At 50.0% G+C, this 17791-nt stretch carries 19 protein-coding genes and 1 tRNA gene; 15 read left to right on the top strand and 5 right to left on the bottom strand.

Annotated elements, in window-relative coordinates:
* Nucleotides 1-3 precede the first annotated feature (3 nt).
* Together Q8K39_RS25015 and Q8K39_RS19420 are read left to right on the top strand one after the other, a co-directional pair.
* Entirely contained in the window at nt 4-471 is a 468-nt protein-coding gene (locus Q8K39_RS25015) for a DUF2818 family protein (protein WP_370868643.1), read from the top strand.
* Complete coding sequence (locus Q8K39_RS19420; protein ID WP_305262767.1) at nt 464-1030, top strand: NUDIX hydrolase; 567 nt, start codon at nt 464-466, stop codon at nt 1028-1030. Before Q8K39_RS25015 ends, Q8K39_RS19420 begins: the two co-directional genes overlap by 8 nt.
* A gap of 228 nt (nt 1031-1258) precedes the next feature.
* Here the strand turns inward: Q8K39_RS19420 and Q8K39_RS19425 are convergent, their stop codons facing one another.
* Nucleotides 1259-2881, bottom strand: a complete 1623-nt coding sequence (locus Q8K39_RS19425) for an electron transfer flavoprotein-ubiquinone oxidoreductase (protein WP_370868646.1) — start codon at nt 2879-2881, stop codon at nt 1259-1261.
* A 342-nt stretch (nt 2882-3223) separates the two neighbouring features.
* On the opposite strand from Q8K39_RS19425, the gene Q8K39_RS19430 reads away from it, so the two are divergent.
* Nucleotides 3224-4000 (top strand): SDR family oxidoreductase, encoded by a 777-nt coding sequence (locus tag Q8K39_RS19430; RefSeq protein ID WP_162041802.1) that lies wholly within the window; start codon nt 3224-3226, stop codon nt 3998-4000.
* Nucleotides 3997-4458 carry a thioesterase family protein gene (locus Q8K39_RS19435; RefSeq protein ID WP_305262771.1) on the top strand — a complete coding sequence of 154 codons (462 nt, stop codon included), beginning with the start codon at nt 3997-3999 and terminating at the stop codon, nt 4456-4458. Before Q8K39_RS19430 ends, Q8K39_RS19435 begins: the two co-directional genes overlap by 4 nt.
* Nucleotides 4459-4528: 70 nt before the next feature.
* Here the strand turns inward: Q8K39_RS19435 and Q8K39_RS19440 are convergent, their stop codons facing one another.
* Complete coding sequence (locus Q8K39_RS19440; protein ID WP_305262773.1) at nt 4529-5089, bottom strand: LuxR C-terminal-related transcriptional regulator; 561 nt, start codon at nt 5087-5089, stop codon at nt 4529-4531.
* A 179-nt stretch (nt 5090-5268) separates the two neighbouring features.
* Here Q8K39_RS19440 and Q8K39_RS19445 point away from each other — a divergent pair, with 179 nt between their 5' ends.
* Together Q8K39_RS19445 and Q8K39_RS19450 are read left to right on the top strand one after the other, a co-directional pair.
* Complete coding sequence (locus Q8K39_RS19445; protein WP_305262775.1) at nt 5269-5970, top strand: CoA transferase subunit A; 702 nt, start codon at nt 5269-5271, stop codon at nt 5968-5970.
* An 18-nt stretch (nt 5971-5988) separates the two neighbouring features.
* On the top strand, nt 5989-6630 hold the full coding sequence (locus Q8K39_RS19450; protein ID WP_305262777.1) for a CoA transferase subunit B: 642 nt from the start codon (nt 5989-5991) through the stop codon (nt 6628-6630).
* Nucleotides 6631-6703: 73 nt separating this feature from the next.
* Here the strand turns inward: Q8K39_RS19450 and Q8K39_RS19455 are convergent, their stop codons facing one another.
* Nucleotides 6704-7228, bottom strand: a complete 525-nt coding sequence (locus Q8K39_RS19455; RefSeq protein ID WP_186951808.1) for a DUF3617 domain-containing protein — start codon at nt 7226-7228, stop codon at nt 6704-6706.
* Between the two features lie 125 nt (nt 7229-7353).
* Nucleotides 7354-8148, bottom strand: coding sequence for a 3-hydroxybutyrate dehydrogenase (locus Q8K39_RS19460; RefSeq protein WP_305262778.1), 795 nt, complete (start codon nt 8146-8148; stop codon nt 7354-7356).
* A gap of 205 nt (nt 8149-8353) precedes the next feature.
* Between Q8K39_RS19460 and Q8K39_RS19465 the strand changes: the two genes are divergently transcribed.
* From Q8K39_RS19465 to Q8K39_RS19475, 3 genes are read left to right on the top strand one after another with little or no spacing between them, the layout of a single operon-like run.
* Entirely contained in the window at nt 8354-9217 is an 864-nt protein-coding gene (locus tag Q8K39_RS19465; RefSeq protein ID WP_305262779.1) for an alpha/beta fold hydrolase, read from the top strand.
* Between the two features lie 11 nt (nt 9218-9228).
* Nucleotides 9229-9579 carry a RidA family protein gene (locus Q8K39_RS19470; RefSeq protein ID WP_186951806.1) on the top strand — a complete coding sequence of 117 codons (351 nt, stop codon included), beginning with the start codon at nt 9229-9231 and terminating at the stop codon, nt 9577-9579.
* 5 nt (nt 9580-9584) lie between these two features.
* Nucleotides 9585-11822 (top strand): bifunctional (p)ppGpp synthetase/guanosine-3',5'-bis(diphosphate) 3'-pyrophosphohydrolase, encoded by a 2238-nt coding sequence (locus Q8K39_RS19475; protein ID WP_305262781.1) that lies wholly within the window; start codon nt 9585-9587, stop codon nt 11820-11822.
* A 39-nt stretch (nt 11823-11861) separates the two neighbouring features.
* On the opposite strand, the gene Q8K39_RS19480 is transcribed toward Q8K39_RS19475, so the two are convergent.
* Nucleotides 11862-12797 carry a cation diffusion facilitator family transporter gene (locus Q8K39_RS19480; protein ID WP_305262782.1) on the bottom strand — a complete coding sequence of 312 codons (936 nt, stop codon included), beginning with the start codon at nt 12795-12797 and terminating at the stop codon, nt 11862-11864.
* 203 nt (nt 12798-13000) lie between these two features.
* On the opposite strand from Q8K39_RS19480, the gene Q8K39_RS19485 reads away from it, so the two are divergent.
* The 6 genes from Q8K39_RS19485 (at nt 13001) to pheS (ending at nt 17737) form a co-directional block, all read left to right on the top strand.
* Nucleotides 13001-13077, top strand: a tRNA-Val gene (locus Q8K39_RS19485).
* Nucleotides 13078-13305: 228 nt separating this feature from the next.
* A complete protein-coding gene (gene thrS, locus Q8K39_RS19490) occupies nt 13306-15213 on the top strand; it encodes a threonine--tRNA ligase (RefSeq protein ID WP_305262784.1) in 1908 nt (635 codons plus the stop codon).
* A gap of 31 nt (nt 15214-15244) precedes the next feature.
* Nucleotides 15245-15805, top strand: coding sequence for a translation initiation factor IF-3 (gene infC, locus Q8K39_RS19495; protein ID WP_305262786.1), 561 nt, complete (start codon nt 15245-15247; stop codon nt 15803-15805).
* A 201-nt stretch (nt 15806-16006) separates the two neighbouring features.
* Complete coding sequence (rpmI, locus tag Q8K39_RS19500) at nt 16007-16204, top strand: 50S ribosomal protein L35 (protein ID WP_110253942.1); 198 nt, start codon at nt 16007-16009, stop codon at nt 16202-16204.
* Between the two features lie 28 nt (nt 16205-16232).
* On the top strand, nt 16233-16592 hold the full coding sequence (gene rplT / locus Q8K39_RS19505) for a 50S ribosomal protein L20 (protein WP_110253941.1): 360 nt from the start codon (nt 16233-16235) through the stop codon (nt 16590-16592).
* 128 nt (nt 16593-16720) lie between these two features.
* Nucleotides 16721-17737 carry a phenylalanine--tRNA ligase subunit alpha gene (gene pheS / locus Q8K39_RS19510; RefSeq protein ID WP_186951801.1) on the top strand — a complete coding sequence of 339 codons (1017 nt, stop codon included), beginning with the start codon at nt 16721-16723 and terminating at the stop codon, nt 17735-17737.
* Nucleotides 17738-17791 lie beyond the last annotated feature (54 nt).

The following is a 17791-nucleotide window of genomic DNA, read 5'->3' on the forward strand; positions in this document are numbered from 1 at the left end:
GCAGTGGGTAATTCTGCATCTACCTGGTTGATCATTGCGTTGGCAGTTCTTGCTGCCAACCTGCCTTTCTTGAATGAACGCTGCTTTGCTATCATCGCCTTGCAGCGCTTCGCATTTCTTAAATCGATGTTCTCTCGGGCTACGGGAGATGTGCCGACAACTGATTTGCCAGTTGCAGATCCGCGTGTGAACGGATTGGTATTTTCTTCAAGCGATGGCTCGCTTGAAAAGCCTATCCATATTCAAAGCTTGAAGGATACATCCGCTCCAGTTATAAAATCTCTGTGGCTGCGTCTTTTTGAGCTCATCATCCTGTACTTTTGCGTCGGCGCCATCGCTTTTGTCCTGGAATCTGCAGCTGGCAATCGCTTCCCGCAGCGCTGGGAATTCTATGCCATCAATGCCTGTCTATTCCTGGTATTGGCTTTCCCAGGTTTTGTTTATCGCTACCTGAAGCACCATCATGGCTGAGCAAGTCACCAGTAAACTGGATTTGCAAGAACGAAAACTCAGCAGTGAGCTGGTGTATGAAGGCAGTTTTCTCAAGGTCGATAAAGATGTTGTATCTTTGCCAGATGGGCAGACTGCCACACGTGAATACATACGCCACCCTGGTGCAGTCGTCATCATCCCCTTGTTTGATGATGGCCGCATCTTGCTGGAAAAGCAGTTCCGCTATCCCTTGCATCAAGTCTTCATTGAGTTCCCGGCTGGCAAGATAGATGCAGGTGAGGACCCCTTACTCTGCGCGCAGCGTGAGTTGCGCGAAGAAACCGGCTATACCGCAAGCGACTGGTCTTTCGTCTGCACCATACACAACGCCATCGCTTATTCGGACGAACATCTGGACATCTACCTTGCCAAGGGTTTGACTGCGGGGCCGGCGGCTCTGGATGAAGAAGAATTCCTCGAAGTCTTCACCGCCACACTGCCAGAAATGCTGGACTGGATCAAATCCGGCCAGATCACCGACGTAAAAACCGTCATAGGCACATTCTGGCTGGAAAAAATCCTGGCCGGTAAGTGGTGATTGAAACTTGAAGTCGTAAAAGTCTTTGCAAACGAGAAAAGCCGCTGATCAGCGGCTTTTTTTTGTTTGGTTCTGTTGTCCAATTTCCGTCACAGGAGGCGCTGAGTAAGCGTAGCGAGCGGCCTTAATTTTAGTTAAGAAGCGCAGTCGTACAAGCGTACGACGACGAATTTGCAAAAACAGCAGGCTAAAAGTAAGGTCGCGCAGTAGCTTAATCAGCGCCTCATGTTACATGTTTGGATAATTTGGTCCTCCGCCACCTTCAGGCGTCACCCAGACGATATTCTGAGTTGGGTCCTTGATATCGCAAGTTTTGCAATGCACGCAGTTTTGCGCATTGATTTGCAAGCGGTCTGCACCTTCTTCGTTCTTCACAAATTCATACACACCCGCCGGGCAGTAGCGTGCCTCAGGCCCGGCAAATTTTGCTAGGTTAATGGATACAGGTACATCGGCATTTTTCAAAGTCAGATGAATAGGCTGGTCTTCAGCGTGATTGGTATTCGAGATAAAAACTGAGGACAAACGATCAAAAGTCAGTTTGCCATCTGGCTTGGGATAAACGATAGGTGTAAATTCCGAAGCAGGTCGAAGACATTCATGATCTGCCTTGTTGTGACGCAGAGTCCAGGGCGCCTTGCCGCGTAATACTACCTGATCCAGCCATACCAGCGGCGAGCCATAAGTGCCGCGCTTGAGCAAAGCTTTGACATTGCGTGCAGTGTACAACTCTTCATGCAGCCAGGATTGCTCAAAGGAGGTTGAATAAGCGCTCAGTTCATCATGCTGACGGTTGGCAGATACGGCTTCAAAAGCTGCTGTAGCAGCCAGCATGCCGGTCTTGATTGCGGCATGGCTACCCTTGATACGGCTCATGTTCAAGAAGCCAGCATCACATCCTATCAATGCACCACCCGGGAACACCAGTTTAGGCAGTGATTGCAAACCGCCAGCAGTAATTGCTCTTGCGCCATAAGAAACACGTTTGCCGCCTGCAAAGAAAGTGCGAATTGCAGGGTGGGTCTTGAAGCGCTGGAATTCTTCGTAAGGCGACAGATAAGGGTTTTCATAAGCAAGTCCAACCACATAACCAACTGCCACCAGATTATCTTCCAGATGATACAGGAAAGAGCCGCTGTACTGGTCCATCAAAGGCCAGCCAGTCGTATGCACGACCAGGCCTTGTTTGTGCTGCTTGGGATCGATTTCCCATAATTCCTTGATCCCTATGCCATAGGATTGCGGGTCTTTACCCTTATTTAAGTCATACTTGGCAATGACTTGTTTGCCCAGGTGACCGCGTGCGCCTTCAGCAAACAAGGTGTACTTTGCATGCAACTCCATGCCAAGCTGGAAAGAAGAAGAGGGCTGGCCATGACGGTCTACCCCCATATTGCCGGTCGCTACGCCTTTGACGGAGCCATCTTCGTTGTACAAGACTTCTGCTGCAGCAAAGCCAGGGAATACCTCTACGCCCAATGCTTCGGCCTGCTGACCCAGCCAACGAGTAACATTGGCCAGGGAAACGATGTAGTTGCCATGATTTTCGAAGCAGGCAGGCAACATCCAGTTGGGAGTGCGATAGGCGCTGTTCTCAGTCAAAATCAATACACGGTCTTCAGTAACCTCTGTATTTAAAGGTGCACCCATTTCCTTCCAGTTCGGAAAGAGTTCAGTCAGCGCTTTTGGGTCCATGACGGCGCCAGACAAGATATGGGCACCAGGCTCGCCACCTTTTTCCAGTACGCAGACTGAGACTTCCGTGCCTTTTTCTGCGGCCAGTTGCTTCAGCTTGATGGCAGCTGACAGGCCAGCGGGTCCGCCGCCGACGACGACGACGTCATATTCCATTGCGTCGCGTGGGCCGTACTGTTCAAGTATGCTTTGTGTCATGGCTTTTTTCACTTTCTGAAGATTTTCGAACGAGCGTGCTTATTTGCTGTCAGCATGTTATCTGCTACCCATGTATTGCGCAAGCGAGGGTGTGCTCGAATTTTTATTGTTGTGGATGTACAAAATACACAGAATTATCGCAGAGCCAACTTTGGTATGCATCAAGATCATACAAAATAGCCGGAAAATTTCTTTAAAAATCGCCAAGTAATTCAAATCCATACAACACAAGCATAATCAGTATGTCATCATAGAGTCTTATAGATTAGTGAATTTATTCCAAATATTGCGGAGAGTCAGATGGGCATAGAAGTCAATTTCGAAGGCAAGATTGCACTGGTTACTGGTGCTTCCAGTGGTCTTGGCGCACGATTTGCAAAAATTCTGGCGCAGGCAGGCGCACAAGTCGTGCTGGCATCGCGGCGCATAGACAGGCTTAAAGAATTGCGTGCCGAAATCGAATCTGAAGGTGGTGCGGCTCATGTGGTTGCTCTCGATGTTACGGATTATGGCAGCATCAAATCAGCCATTGCCCATGCAGAGACCGAGGCTGGTCCTATCGATATCCTCATCAATAACTCTGGTGTATCAACCACGCAACGCCTGGTCGATGTTACGCCCGACGATTATGCCTATGTCATGGATACCAATCAGCGTGGTGCTTTCTTTGTGGCGCAGGAAGCTGCCAAGCGCATGATCGCCCGCCACAAGGGTGATCCTAAAAAGCAACATCGCATCATCAACATCGCTTCGGTTGCCGGTTTGCGGGTATTGCCGCAAATAGGCATTTACTGCATGAGCAAAGCTGCGGTCGTACACATGACCAAGGCCATGGCAGTGGAGTGGGGCAAGTATGGCATTAACGTCAATGCGATTTGCCCTGGCTATATTTCTACTGAAATCAATTCAGATTATTTTTCTACAGACGCTGGCCAAAAACTGGTCGACATGCTGCCAAGAAAACGTGTGGGCACACCTGAAGATCTCGATGGTTTGCTGCTCTTGCTGGCGGCTGAAGAATCACGTTTCCTCAATGGTGCGATCGTCACAGCCGATGACGGTATGAGCGTGCAATGATAGAGAATAAGGTTACGGAAAAGAAGTTGGTCTATACCGTCACCATTCCTATCAGGTGGGGCGATATGGATGCCATGGGCCATGTCAATAATACCGTGTACTTCCGTTATATGGAGCAGGCGCGTATAGAATGGCTGAGCATGATGGGGTGCCTGCCAGACGAGGCTGGCAACGGCCCCGTTATCGTCAATGCCTATTGCACTTTCAAAAAACCGTTGAAATATCCGGGGCAGGTGGAAGTTTGCACCTACATCGGCGCAGCAGGCCGCAGCAGTTTTGAAACCATGCAGGAAATGCGTTCAGTCGGTGATGGTTATGCCCTGTATGCAGAAGGCGGGGCCAAGGTCGTCTGGGTATCAGCCGAGACTGGCAAGTCTGAAGCTTTGCCCGAAGCGATCAAGCAAAAACTCAGTGAAATCAAAGTCGCAAAGCGTAAAAATAAAGCTGTGAAGGTTTGAATTTGAGGTTGAGCTAGCTTCAATGAAGCAAGCCAGGTGCCGACTCAGGCAATTTGAGGAACTTGGCTGTTCAGCGCATGATGCCCAGCAACTTGTGTACCAGTTCGCTGGATGTCGCTGAACTGAATTTGCGCATCAGTTTTGCCCTGTGCATTTCTACTGTTCTTGGGCTGAGATTAATCTGGCGAGCGATCAGCTTGCTGGTTTTACCTTCTACCAGCAGGGCGGCGATTTCACGTTCACGCGGCGTTAGTTCTGCCGTGACCGGGCGTTTGGAACTCAGGTCTTCAAAAGTCCAGATGCCAGCTGCATGCGGGTTGTCCTTGTTCAGGCCTCGACCAGAAACATGGCACCAGAAAAGGTCTTGATTTGCGCGCTTCATGATGCGTTCATCAGAATAATAGCCCTTGGCATTCATGATCGGAGTGATGCGTGCGCCGGTACGCTCAAACTCGTCAGGGCTAGGGTAAAGTACCAGAAAAGACTGCCCTAGCAATTCATCTTTTTGGTAGCCAAACATATTGGCCAGATCATCATTGCAGGCATGGATAATGCGGTTTTGCGATACGCACATACCAACAGGTGCGTGTTGAAATATGGATTCAAAATCGATAGGCTGTACGACATTCATTTCCAGGTTCCGCTGACATTGGTGCAATTGATGTAGTAAAGGCGTATTTTTACGGTATTGCGCAGTATAACGCAGCATCATATCCTGTAAGACTAATGATTTGTTTGGCTGTTTGCGGTAAGTTGCAGGCAACCATTTGACAAAAGAAATATCGATTTACAACCTGGAGAGGGGACAATATGGACAAAGTTTATCCTGACGCAGCCAGTGCTCTGGCTGGTATTATTAAAGACGGCCAGACCATCGCGGTAGGCGGTTTTGGACTGTGTGGCATACCTGAGGCACTGATTGCTGCCCTGCGCGATTCTGGAGTCAGGGAGCTGACCGCCATTTCAAATAATGCCGGTGTTGACGGCTTTGGTCTGGGTCAGTTGTTGACGACGCGCCAGATCAAGAAAATGATTTCCTCCTATGTCGGCGAAAACAAGGAGTTCGAGCGCCAATACCTGGCAGGCGAGCTGGAGCTGGAATTCACGCCACAAGGTACGCTGGCAGAAAAACTGCGTGCCGGCGGTGCCGGTATTCCGGCCTTTTTCACCAAGACTGGCGTCGGCACTATTGTTGCAGATGGTAAGGAAATCCGCGAGTTCGATGGTCAGAAATATGTGATGGAACGTTCACTGGTATCTGACGTATCTCTGGTCAAGGCCTGGAAGGCTGACAAGGCAGGTAACCTGGTGTATCGCAAGACGGCACGCAACTTTAACCCCAATGTAGCGATGGCTGGCAAGATCACGGTAGCCGAGGTTGAGGTGCTGGTAGAAATTGGCGAGCTGGACCCGGATGAAGTCCACACGCCAGGTATTTTCGTACAGCGCATCGTCGTCAATGCCAATCCGGAAAAACGTATAGAACAGCGTACCGTACGCCCTTCGAATTAAGATAGCAGGAGACAAGACATGGCATGGAATCGTGATGAAATGGCTGCGCGTGCAGCACAAGAACTGCAAGACGGCTTTTACGTCAATCTGGGTATAGGATTGCCGACGATGGTCGCCAATCACGTGCCGCAAGGCATGGAAGTCTGGTTGCAGTCTGAAAACGGCTTGCTGGGCATAGGCCCTTTCCCGACAGAAGAAGAAGTTGATCCCGACATGATCAACGCTGGCAAGCAAACGGTGACCACCTTGCCTGGTTCGTCCATATTCAGCTCGGCTGACTCTTTCGCCATGATACGCGGCGGCAAGATCAACCTGGCTATTCTGGGTGCGATGCAGGTCAGCGAACAGGGCGATCTGGCCAACTGGATGATTCCTGGCAAAATGGTCAAGGGTATGGGCGGTGCCATGGATCTGGTGGCCGGGGTAGGTCGCGTAGTTGTCTTGATGGAGCATGTCGCCAAGGGCGATGCCCATAAAATCCTTAAGGCTTGTAATTTGCCTCTGACGGGCGTGGCTGTCGTGAACCGTATTATTACTGACCTCGGTGTGATTGATGTTACTCCGGCAGGATTGAAGCTGGTGGAGTTGGCGACTGGCGTCGCCAAGGAAGAAATCATTGCCAAGACTGAGGCAACGCTGGATGTCAGTGCTGTTGCCTGATGTGTAATTCGTTTTGGAATCAAAAAGCCGCTGATCAGCGGCTTTTTGATTTGGTATATGGCTTCAGGTAGATCTATTTTTTCGGTGGCATCATCGGTGGCTTCACATCACCGCAATCGCTTCCCAACCACTTTCCTGTGGTTTCCATATGCTGGGTATACGGCTTGCCGTGAGATACACCCTTGAAATCATAAACTGAAGTCATGCTGTCCTGGCTGATGCTGCCTTTGACATTTCCTGTGCCTTTCATCTCTGGCATGTCGCAGATAATGTCGCCGGAATAGGCGTTGCCTGAGCGGCTGAAATTCTTACTTTGACATTGCTGTTCGCGACCGCTGGCAGGTGGTTTTTCTTGCTCTACCATTTCCTTGGTGTAGCAAATCTTATGTACCATTGCGCCATTTTGCATGTCCGGCATTTTGATACCCATCTGCTTCATTTTTTCCAGTTGCTCAGGAGGGATCTTGGGCATGGCCTTCATGGCATCTGACTTCATCGTCATTTCCCAAAGGCCGGGTTTCATTTTGTCGGCGGCAAGGCAGGTGGCAGTCGTCATGCCCATGACTGAAATGCCGATAAGGCGGACAAGTATATGCATGAAAGTCTCCCGTTTAAATGGTGTCCCAACACTATACATCTGAAGAAAATGCGACGAAAGCAAAAATTGTCAGCGTCGCATTCTCGTTCTTCGGTAGGGCAACTAACGATCAGTTGCGCTATGTATTACTGCGCTACCCAGCCACCATCCATATTCCAGGCAACACCGCGTATCTGGCTGGCGGCGTCGCTGCAAAAGAATACTGCTAAAGCACCTAATTGTTCAGGTGTGACGAACTCGCCGGATGGTTGTTTTTCAGCTAATAGCAACTTTTTGGCAGTATCGTTATCGACGCTGTCCCTTTCAGCTCGTGCATCTACCTGTTTTTGCACCAATGGCGTTAACACCCAGCCGGGACAGATGGCATTGCAGGTAATGCCTGTTTGTGCTGTTTCCAGTGCCGTGGTCTTGGTAAAGCCGACCAGGCCATGTTTGGCCGCCACGTAGGCAGATTTTTGTGCAGAAGCAACCAGGCCATGGACGGATGCCAGATTGATGATGCGACCCCAGTTCTTTTGCTTCATATATGGCAAGGCCAGGCGTGTGGTGTGGAAGCTGGAGGTCAGGTTGATGGCGATGATGGCATCCCATTTTTCTACCGGGAAGTCTTCAATATTGGCGACATGCTGTATCCCGGCATTGTTGACCAGGATATCAATGCCACCAAAAGTCGTGCTGGCAAAGCTCATCATGGTTTCAATTTCTCCTGCTTTGCTCATGTCAGCATTGTGATAGGCCGTTTTTACCGCGAATTCGTTTTCAACGGCATTTTGCAGGACCTGTATCTCTTGCCTGTCGCCAAAACCGTTGAAGACGATATTTGCGCCTTCTGAAGCCAGGCAACGGGCTATACCCAGCCCTATGCCAGAAGTGGAACCTGTAACCAGTGCGGTTTTGCCTTTGAGGGACGATGCTGACATGCTGACTCCTGAAGTGTGGTTTTGTGCAAGGGACGCAAAAAAACTGCTATTCGTACATGGTGTATATAGTATTAATGCCAGTGGCTGCAAGTTTCAATTTGTCTAAAAAACATGCATTCCAACAGTTAACAATGATTTTAAGCTCAACGAACGGTAAAATGTCGTTCATATGCGCTAGTAAAAATACTGTTCACGAGGAAAATCCATGCAGGCCAGACGCAAATCAGTGCAATGTATCTCGCCTACCGGCTTGCACACCATGTCTTACAAAGAGTGGGGTGACCCGCTTAATCCCAAGGTATTAGTCTGTGTTCACGGTGTGACGCGAGTGGCTGAGGACTTTGATTCCCTGGCCGTAGCACTGTGCCAGGAGTACCGCGTGGTATGCCCGGATGTGGTCGGGCGCGGTTATTCAGGCCGTTTGCGCAATCCCATGCATTACCAGATACCGCAATATGTCAGTGATATGGTCAGCTTGCTGGCCAGGCTGGAAGCCGAAACCGTGCACTGGTTTGGTACTTCCATGGGGGGATTGATAGGCATGAGTCTTGCAAGTTTGCCTGACAATCCCATCAAAAAACTCGTGTTGAATGATGTGGGGCCAGTGCTTAATCCTGAAGCTTTGGCCAGGATAGGTGAATACATAGGTCAGGACGTGCGCTTTGAAAACTTTGATGAGGCGCAGGCTTATATAAAGGCCATTTCGATTTCCTTTGGCCCTCACAGTGAAGCTCAGTGGAAAAAGCTGGCGAGGGATGTCCTGCGTCAGAATGAGCAGGGGCAGTGGGTGCGACACTATGATCTCGGTCTGGCCCAACCTATCAAGGCCAGTACACCAGAACTGGCGGCAATTGCCCAGACCATGCTATGGGCGGCGTATGATGCGATAACGTGCCCGACTTTGCTGGTGCGTGGTGCAGAGTCTGATTTGCTGACTGCTGAATCTGCGCAAGTGATGACACAGCGCGGTCCGCGTGCTCGGTTGGTGGAATTTGCTGGTGTGGGGCATGCCCCAACTTTCCTTCAGCCAGAGCAGATCGCGGTGGCTGTTGATTTTTTATTGAACTAAAGTTAAGAAAAATGAGTATCCAAAGATTTCACGTAGGCCCGCGTTTGTCCGAAACCGCGATTTTTAATAAGGTCGTTTATCTTGCCGGGCAAATTCCAGACGACGCCACTCAGGATATAGCAGGGCAAACGGCACAAGTGCTGGCCCATATTGACCGCTTGCTGGCAGAAGCGGGTAGCGACAAGTCGCGCATACTCAGTTGCCAGATATTCTTGTCTGACATCAGTCTGATAGGTAGCATGAACCAGGTATGGGATGCCTGGGTCGCCCAGGGTAATTCGCCACCACGTGCCACGGTAGAAGCCAGACTGGCCAATCCTGACTGGCTTATAGAGGTCGTTGTCACTGCAGCGCAGATATAAATCATATGGTATCAATATCGACTACAGCAACAGAAGCCGCTTTGCTGGAAGGCTTATCGGAAGCCGACGCTGAACGCGTCATGGCTGCCCTGGAATACGTGACGCCGCTGTATGCCAGTAAATGCGTGATCACTGAGCAAAACGCCCTGCAGTTTGTCAATGGCGTGGTGGCTACACTGGCCATGTTGCGTACTGATGTTGATACCCGTATCGCTGCCATCCTGTTTGAATTGCCAGAATTGAACCCGATTGCGGCAGAGCAGATAGAAATCCGCTTCGGCAAGGAAATCGCCGATCTGGTCACCGGCATACGTCGCCTGATGAAATTGCGTGAAGCCGCTTTGACGCAACACGATGTTGGCCGTGGCAAAGACGCTGCTGAAAAAGCCGCCAGCCAGATGGAAACCCTGCGCAAGATGGTGCTGGCCATGGCCACCGACATGCGCGTAGTACTGGTGCGTTTGGCGTCCAGGGTAACTACCTTGCGGTATTTTGCTGAATGCAAGCGCGAAGATGGCGCTGCCCAGCAATACGCCAGTGAAACCATGGACTTGTACGCGCCACTGGCAAACCGCCTCGGTGTCTGGCAACTCAAATGGGAACTGGAAGACCTATCTTTTCGCTTCCTGGAGCCTGTGCAATACAAGCGCATTGCCAAGATGCTGGAAGAAAAGCGCCTGGAGCGCGAGAGCTTTGTTGTCAATGCGATCGAAAGACTGAATAAGGAATTGCAGATAGCCGGCATTAAGGCTGAAGTGTCCGGGCGTCCCAAGCATATCTATAGCATCTGGAAAAAGATGAAGGGCAAGTCGGTCAATTTTGATGAGCTGTATGACGTGCGTGCTTTCCGCGTCATCGTCGATGACATCAAGGATTGCTATACCGTACTTGGCATAGTACACAACGCCTGGGTTCCGATACCCAAGGAATTTGACGACTATATTTCCCGTCCCAAGCCGAATGGCTATAAGTCGCTGCACACGGTCGTGGTGGTGGAGGATGGCAGGCCGCTGGAAGTGCAGGTACGTACGCGAGAAATGCACCAGTTTGCCGAATATGGTGTGGCAGCACACTGGCGCTATAAAGAATCAGGTGGTTCGAATTTTTCAACGCAAGAATATGATGAAAAAATCGCCTGGCTCAGGCAATTGCTGGCCTGGAAAACTGACGTCACTGATGTCGTCGTCGAGCAGGAGGAATTGCAGCGTGAGTGGGTGGAAAAACTCAAGGCAGCCAGCCTCGATGACCGTATCTATGTGCTGACCCCGCAAGCACGGGTCATAGAATTGCCCTGCAATTCCACGCCTGTGGATTTTGCCTATCATTTGCACACTGATGTCGGTCATCGTTGCCGCGGTGCGCGGGTAGACAATGTCATGGTGCCGCTGAATACACCTTTGCAAAATGGACAGACGGTTGAGATCATTACTCTCAAGGCAGGGTCTTCCCAGGCGGGGCCATCGCGTGACTGGCTCTCGCCAGATTACTCTGCCAGTACTCGTACACGCACCAAAATCCGTGCGTGGTTCAATGCTATCGATCAGGAGGAAACACTGTCGAATGGCCGTGCTCTGGTAGAAAAAACTTTGCAGCGTGAAGGGAAGACAGCAGTCAATCTTGAAGAACTGGCGCGCAAGCTGGGTTTTGCTGATGTCAATGATCTCTTCCTGTCTGTCGGTAAAGATGAATTCAGTCTCAGGCAAATAGAAACCGTCTTACGGGAAAACGTACCCGAGGTCGAGCCTGACGAACTCAGTTTCACCAACAAGAGCCGGGCGTCCAGCGTTACTCAAGGTGCCAAGTCGGGCGTGCTGGTGGTAGGTACGGAAGGATTGATGACGCAACTGGCGCGCTGCTGCAAACCAGCACCTCCAGATGATATCGTTGGATTTGTCACTCGCGGCAAAGGCGTGTCAATACATCGCCTGAGTTGCAAGAATTTCGCCGAAATGCGCAATAAGGCACCAGAGAGGGTGATACAAACTACCTGGGGTGATCATGGTAAGGACACGGTTTATCCAGTCGATATTTTCGTGCTGGCGCAGGACAGGCAAGGGTTGTTGCGTGATATTTCCGAAGTATTTTCCCGCGAAAAGATCAATGTGATAGGCGTCAATACCCAGAGTGCAAAAGCACAGGCGCGCATGTCGTTTACTGTAGAGATAGGTGGCACGACTCAGTTGCAAAAGGCGCTACATGTGTTGCATGAAGTTAGCGGTGTGCTGGAAGTGCGCAGGAATTGAAATGTTTGCACCGGATGGTGGTTTTTCCCGTGTCTATATCTAATCTCGATATTCATCGCTCTCGGTGACTTCTGCCTGTATCGTTATATGATCAATCTTGTGCTTGACGAGTAGCATGGTCTTGACGTTTTCCAAAATGCGTGGCCACGCGCTGAGGTCTTCGATTTCCAGGTGACCGATCAGGGCAGGGTAGCCTGGTGACATTTCCCATACATGCAAGTCATGTACTGACAAGACGCCATTGATGTTTTCCAGGTCGGTGCCGATCTGCACGTAGTCTATATGGTGTGGCACGCCTTCCATCAGGAAATGATAAGACTCCTTTAAAACCGACAAAGTGGATTTTAAAATCAGCAGGGAAACAAAAATCGATAGCAGTGGGTCGATTTGCATCCAGCCGGTTTTGTAAATGACCGCGCCGGAAATAATCGCGGCAATGGAGCCCAGTAAATCTCCCATGACGTGAACCAGGGCAGCCTTGGTATTCACGCTCTCTTTATCATGCGATAGCACCCAGGCAACGACGATATTGATGGCCAGGCCTATGCCTGCTACCAGCATGACGGTTCCGCCTTGCACGGTTTCTGGCGCAGAAAATCTTTGTATCGCTTCCTTACATATCCAGGCAATCACACCCAGCATGGCCAAACCATTTACAAAAGCTGCCAGCGCCTCAGCACGGCCAAAGCCAAAAGAATTTTTTGCCGTAGGCGGGCGCTTGGCGATGATTTGTGCCAGCAGAGCCAGGCCCAGGGCGGCGGCATCAGTCACCATGTGCCCCGCATCAGAGATCAGGGCCAGGGAATTTGAAAGGAAGCCAAATGCAACTTCGACGCCAGCAAAACTCAGGGTCAGGCCCAGTGCCCATGCCAGAATTTTTTGACTGCGGTTTTCAAAATAATGTCTGTGCTGCGCATCGCCACGCCGGTGGTCATGCAAATGCTCGCTGCTCTGATGATGGGAGGGGGAGGTCATGTAGGGTATGGTGCTGTATTGAATATGGCATTAGTGTAGCCTAAGGCGGGATCATATATGCATGGCAATTTTTCGGATGCAGTTCTTTCAGCGGGTAGAGCTAAATATGCAGGTTTAGTATCCAGGCTTATAAGGTCCATGGAAATATTTTGACCGAGGGGACTAGCAATTTTCCTAAAGGCTCTGCTATACTCTTGTTTCTTAGGCGCGTAGCTCAGCTGGTTAGAGCACTACCTTGACATGGTAGGGGTCGTTGGTTCGAGTCCAATCGTGCCTACCAAAGATTTTAAAATTATTAAAACATTATAGTTAAGAGCGAGAAAGGCATCCCTGGTTATGACACCGCGAACTACCACTAAACTGGTTTGGGAGCGACTCTAGTCGAGGATACTTTTCGTTTGAAACAAACTGAAAAAGCACGGCTCGCCGTGCTTTTTTTTCGTCTGCGTTTTTTAGACTCATCTTTTATCTCAATTATTTTTTGTATTTTTCCGCTTTGGAGAGTGACATGGTTTCAGTAAAACTTCCTGATGGTTCGCAACGACAATTCGATGCGCCGGTAACGGTGGCGCAGGTTGCTGCCAGCATCGGTGCTGGCCTGGCAAAAGCTGCTCTGGCTGGCCGCGTTAATGGCAAGCTGGTCGATACCTCGCATCTGATCGATGCTGATGCAGATCTTGCCATCGTCACGGATAAAGATGCTGATGGCCTGGAGGTGATACGTCACTCTACCGCTCACTTGCTGGCCTATGCCGTCAAGGAATTGTATCCAGATGCGCAAGTCACTATTGGCCCAGTCATCGAAAATGGCTTTTACTATGACTTTTCCTACAAGCGTCCATTCACGCCGGATGATCTGGTGGCGATAGAAAAGAAAATGGCTGAACTGGCGAAGAAAGACGAGCCAGTTACTCGCAAGGTTCTGCCGCGCGACGAGGCTGTTGCCTATTTCAAATCCATAGGCGAAGCCTATAAGGCCGAGATCATAGAATCGATTCCTGCTGATCAGGATGTGTCGCTGTATACAGAAGGCAATTTCACTGACTTGTGCCGTGGCCCGCACGTGCCATCGACTGGCAAGTTGAAAGTATTCAAGCTCATGAAGCTGGCCGGTGCCTACTGGCGTGGCGACTCCAAGAATGAGATGCTGCAACGTGTCTATGGCACTGCTTTTGCCAAGAAAGAAGATCAGGAAGCTTATCTGCACATGCTGGAAGAAGCAGAGAAGCGCGATCACCGCAAACTCGGCAAGGCGCTGGATTTGTTCCACTTCCAGGACGAAGCGCCTGGCCTGGTATTCTGGCATGCCAAGGGTTGGACTATCTGGCAGCAAGTAGAGCAATACATGCGCAAGGTCTATCAGGACTGTGGCTATCAAGAAGTTAAAGGCCCGCAAATTCTGGATAAAAGCCTGTGGGGCAAGACTGGTCACTGGGAGAACTATAAAGACAATATGTTTGTCACTGAGTCCGAGAGTCGTGAATATGCCTTGAAGCCGATGAATTGCCCTGGCCATGTACAGATTTTCAACTCTGGCATGAAGAGCTATCGTGATCTGCCTTTGCGTTTTGGTGAATTTGGTCAGTGCCATCGCAATGAGCCGTCTGGCGCGCTGCATGGCATCATGCGCGTGCGTGGCTTTACCCAGGATGATGGTCATATTTTCTGTACTGAAGAACAAATTCAGGATGAGGTCATGGCTTTCCATCCGCAGGCGATGAAAGTGTATGAGGACTTCGGTTTTGAAAAGATTTTCATCAAGCTGGCTTTGCGTCCTGAAAACCGCATCGGCAGTGACGAAATCTGGGATAAGGCAGAGGCTACCCTGCGTACTGCCCTCAGTTCTTGCGGTGTTGAGTGGGAAGAATTGCCGGGTGAGGGCGCTTTCTACGGTCCTAAAATTGAGTATCACCTGAAAGACAGCCTCGGTCGTCCATGGCAGGTTGGTACCATGCAGGTCGACTTCTTCATGCCTGGTCGTCTGGGTGCGGAATATGTTGCCGATGACAATAGTCGCAAAGTGCCTATCATGTTGCACCGTGCGATTGTGGGCTCGATGGAGCGTTTCATTGGTATCTTGATAGAAAATCATGCTGCAGCCTTGCCTTTGTGGCTGGCGCCAGTGCAGGTCTCTGTCCTGAATATCTCGGAATCGCAGGCGGAGTATTCACAATCTGTTGCAGAAATCCTGAAGAAACAAGGGTTTAGAGTGAAAACTGATTTGCGTAATGAGAAGATTACCTTTAAAATACGCGAGCATTCCATTCAAAAACTGCCATATATCCTTGTGATAGGCGATAAAGAGAGGGATGCGAATACAGTGGCTGTGCGTACGCGTGGCAATCTGGATCTGGGGGTAATGCCTCTGGACGCCTTTATAGCTCGTTTAAAAAGCGAAGTTGAAACCAAGGTTTAACAGATTAGCAGCGACCCTGTTCTAAACAGGGTTGCATAGCTTTTTATTATTATTTTCGAAGGAAACTGCAATAGCTACTGACAAGTCACATCGCATCAACGGTGAAATTACAGCGCCAGAAGTGCGCTTATCCGGCGTTGAGAACGAGCCTCTGGGCATCGTAAAACTGGGTGAAGCCTTCCGTTTAGCGGAAGAAGCCAATGTTGATTTGGTGGAAATAGCGCCGACGGCGCAGCCGCCAGTTTGCCGTTTGATGGATTACGGCAAGTTCAAATACCAGGAGCAAAAGAAAGCTCACGAAGCCAAGCTGAAGCAAAAAGTCATACTGGTCAAGGAAGTCAAATTCCGTCCTGGTACGGATGATGGCGATTACAATATCAAATTGCGTAATCTGACCAAGTTCCTGGATGATGGCGACAAGACCAAGATCACACTGCGTTTCCGCGGTCGTGAAATGGCGCATCAGGAAATCGGCATGCGTATGTTGGAACGTTTGAAAGCTGATCTGGAGCCGTATGGCCAGGTCGAACAGTTTCCAAAGATGGAAGGTCGTCAGATGATCATGATTCTGGCACCTAAGAAAAAGAAATAATGAGAAATAACAGGAAATAAGTTTTGCTTATTTTCTGTTTGTTTCTTGAGCAGGTTTGTGAGGCACGCATTGCGCGCATTACGAAAGACTCATCCTCAGGATGAGTCACAATAAGTGAGAAGTAGGCATCCAAGAGTAGCGATTGTTGCTGCCACCTACCATCATATAAAAGTGGAGCTGTCTTAAAAGACAGATAGTACTATGCCAAAAATGAAGACGAAAAGCAGCGCCAAGAAGCGCTTCCGCGTCCGTCCAGGTGGAACCGTTAAACGCGGTCAAGCTTTCAAACGTCACATTCTGACCAAGAAAACTACCAAGAACAAACGTCAATTGCGCGGTTCCGTAGGTGTTCATGACACCAACATGGTATCCGTCATGCGCATGATGCCAACAGCTTAACCTCATACTCATTATTTAAGGAGTTATTATGCCTAGAGTAAAACGTGGGGTTACAGCTCGTGCCCGTCATAAGAAAGTTCTCAACCTTGCTAAAGGTTACCGTGGTCGTCGTAGTAAGGTATTCCGTATTGCCAAGCAAGCAGTTATGCGCGCTGGTCAGTATGCATACCGTGATCGCCGCAACAAGAAACGTGTATTCCGCGCTTTGTGGATCACACGTATCAATGCAGCGGCTCGCCAGCATGGCCTGACTTACAGCGTGTTTATGAACGGCCTGAAAAAAGCCGCAATTGAACTCGACCGTAAAGTACTGGCTGACATGGCTGTGACTGACAAACCAGCATTCGCTGCGATTGTTAATCAAGTCAAAGCTAACCTGGCTGCCTAATCGCAATCAGTGAGTCGTAGCGACTGGTGCAAGCTAGTTGCAAATATCAAGCGGGGCAGAGGTTGAATCCTATGCCCCGTTTTGTTTTCAGATCATTATTTCAGCTTCACAGTAAGCGGGAACAAGGCATGAACCCTTTAGATCAAATCGTCAGCCAGGCACGTGCTGATTTTCTGGCAGCAAATGATGCTGCCGCATTAGAGAACGCGAAAGCGCTTTACCTTGGTAAGAGTGGTCAGATTACAGAACAGATGAAGAGTCTGGGTAAATTGCCACCAGAGGAAAAAAAAGTACAGGGCGCAGTGATCAATGCAGCCAAGGTACAGATAGAAGAAGCACTGACTGAAAGACGCGATGCCCTGGCGAATGCGCAAATGCAGACGCGCCTGAATGCAGAAGCGATCGATGTCAGCTTGCCTGGCCGTGGCCGTGGCGTTGGCGGCATCCATCCAGTGATGCGTACCTGGCAGCGTGTCGAAGAGATTTTCCGTTCCATCGGTTTTGACGTGGCAGACGGCCCCGAAATCGAAACGGACTGGACTAACTTTACCGCCCTGAACAGCCCGGAAAATCATCCTGCACGCTCCATGCAGGACACCTTTTATGTCGATGGCAAAGATAGTCAGGGAAAACAATTATTGCTGCGTACCCATACCAGCCCCATGCAGGTGCGTTATGCACGCATGAACAAACCACCGATCAAGGTCATTGCACCTGGTCGTACTTATCGCGTTGATAGCGATGCCACGCACTCCCCGATGTTCCATCAGGTCGAGGGCTTGTGGATTGCTGAAGACATCAGCTTTGCTGACCTCAAAGGCGTGTACCTGAATTTCGTCAAAGCTTTCTTTGAAACTGACGATCTGCAAGTGCGTTTCCGCCCATCGTATTTCCCGTTCACTGAACCTTCCGCTGAGATCGATATCGCCTTTGGTAGTGGCCCGTTGAAAGGTCGCTGGCTGGAAGTGTCCGGCTCTGGTCAGGTGCACCCTAGCGTAGTGCGTAACATGGGTCTGGACCCGGAAAAATACATAGGCTTCGCCTTTGGTTCCGGTCTTGAACGCCTGACCATGCTGCGTTATGGCGTCAATGATTTGCGCCTGTTCTACGAAGGCGACTTGCGCTTTTTGAAGCAATTCAACTAAAAGAATTACACAGCGCATCCCTGAATTTTTGAGTGGCGCATCGCGCCCTGCATC

The sequence above is a fragment of the Undibacterium sp. genome, from assembly GCF_030683615.1.
Classification (GTDB): Bacteria; Pseudomonadota; Gammaproteobacteria; order Burkholderiales; family Burkholderiaceae_D; genus Undibacterium; species Undibacterium umbellatum.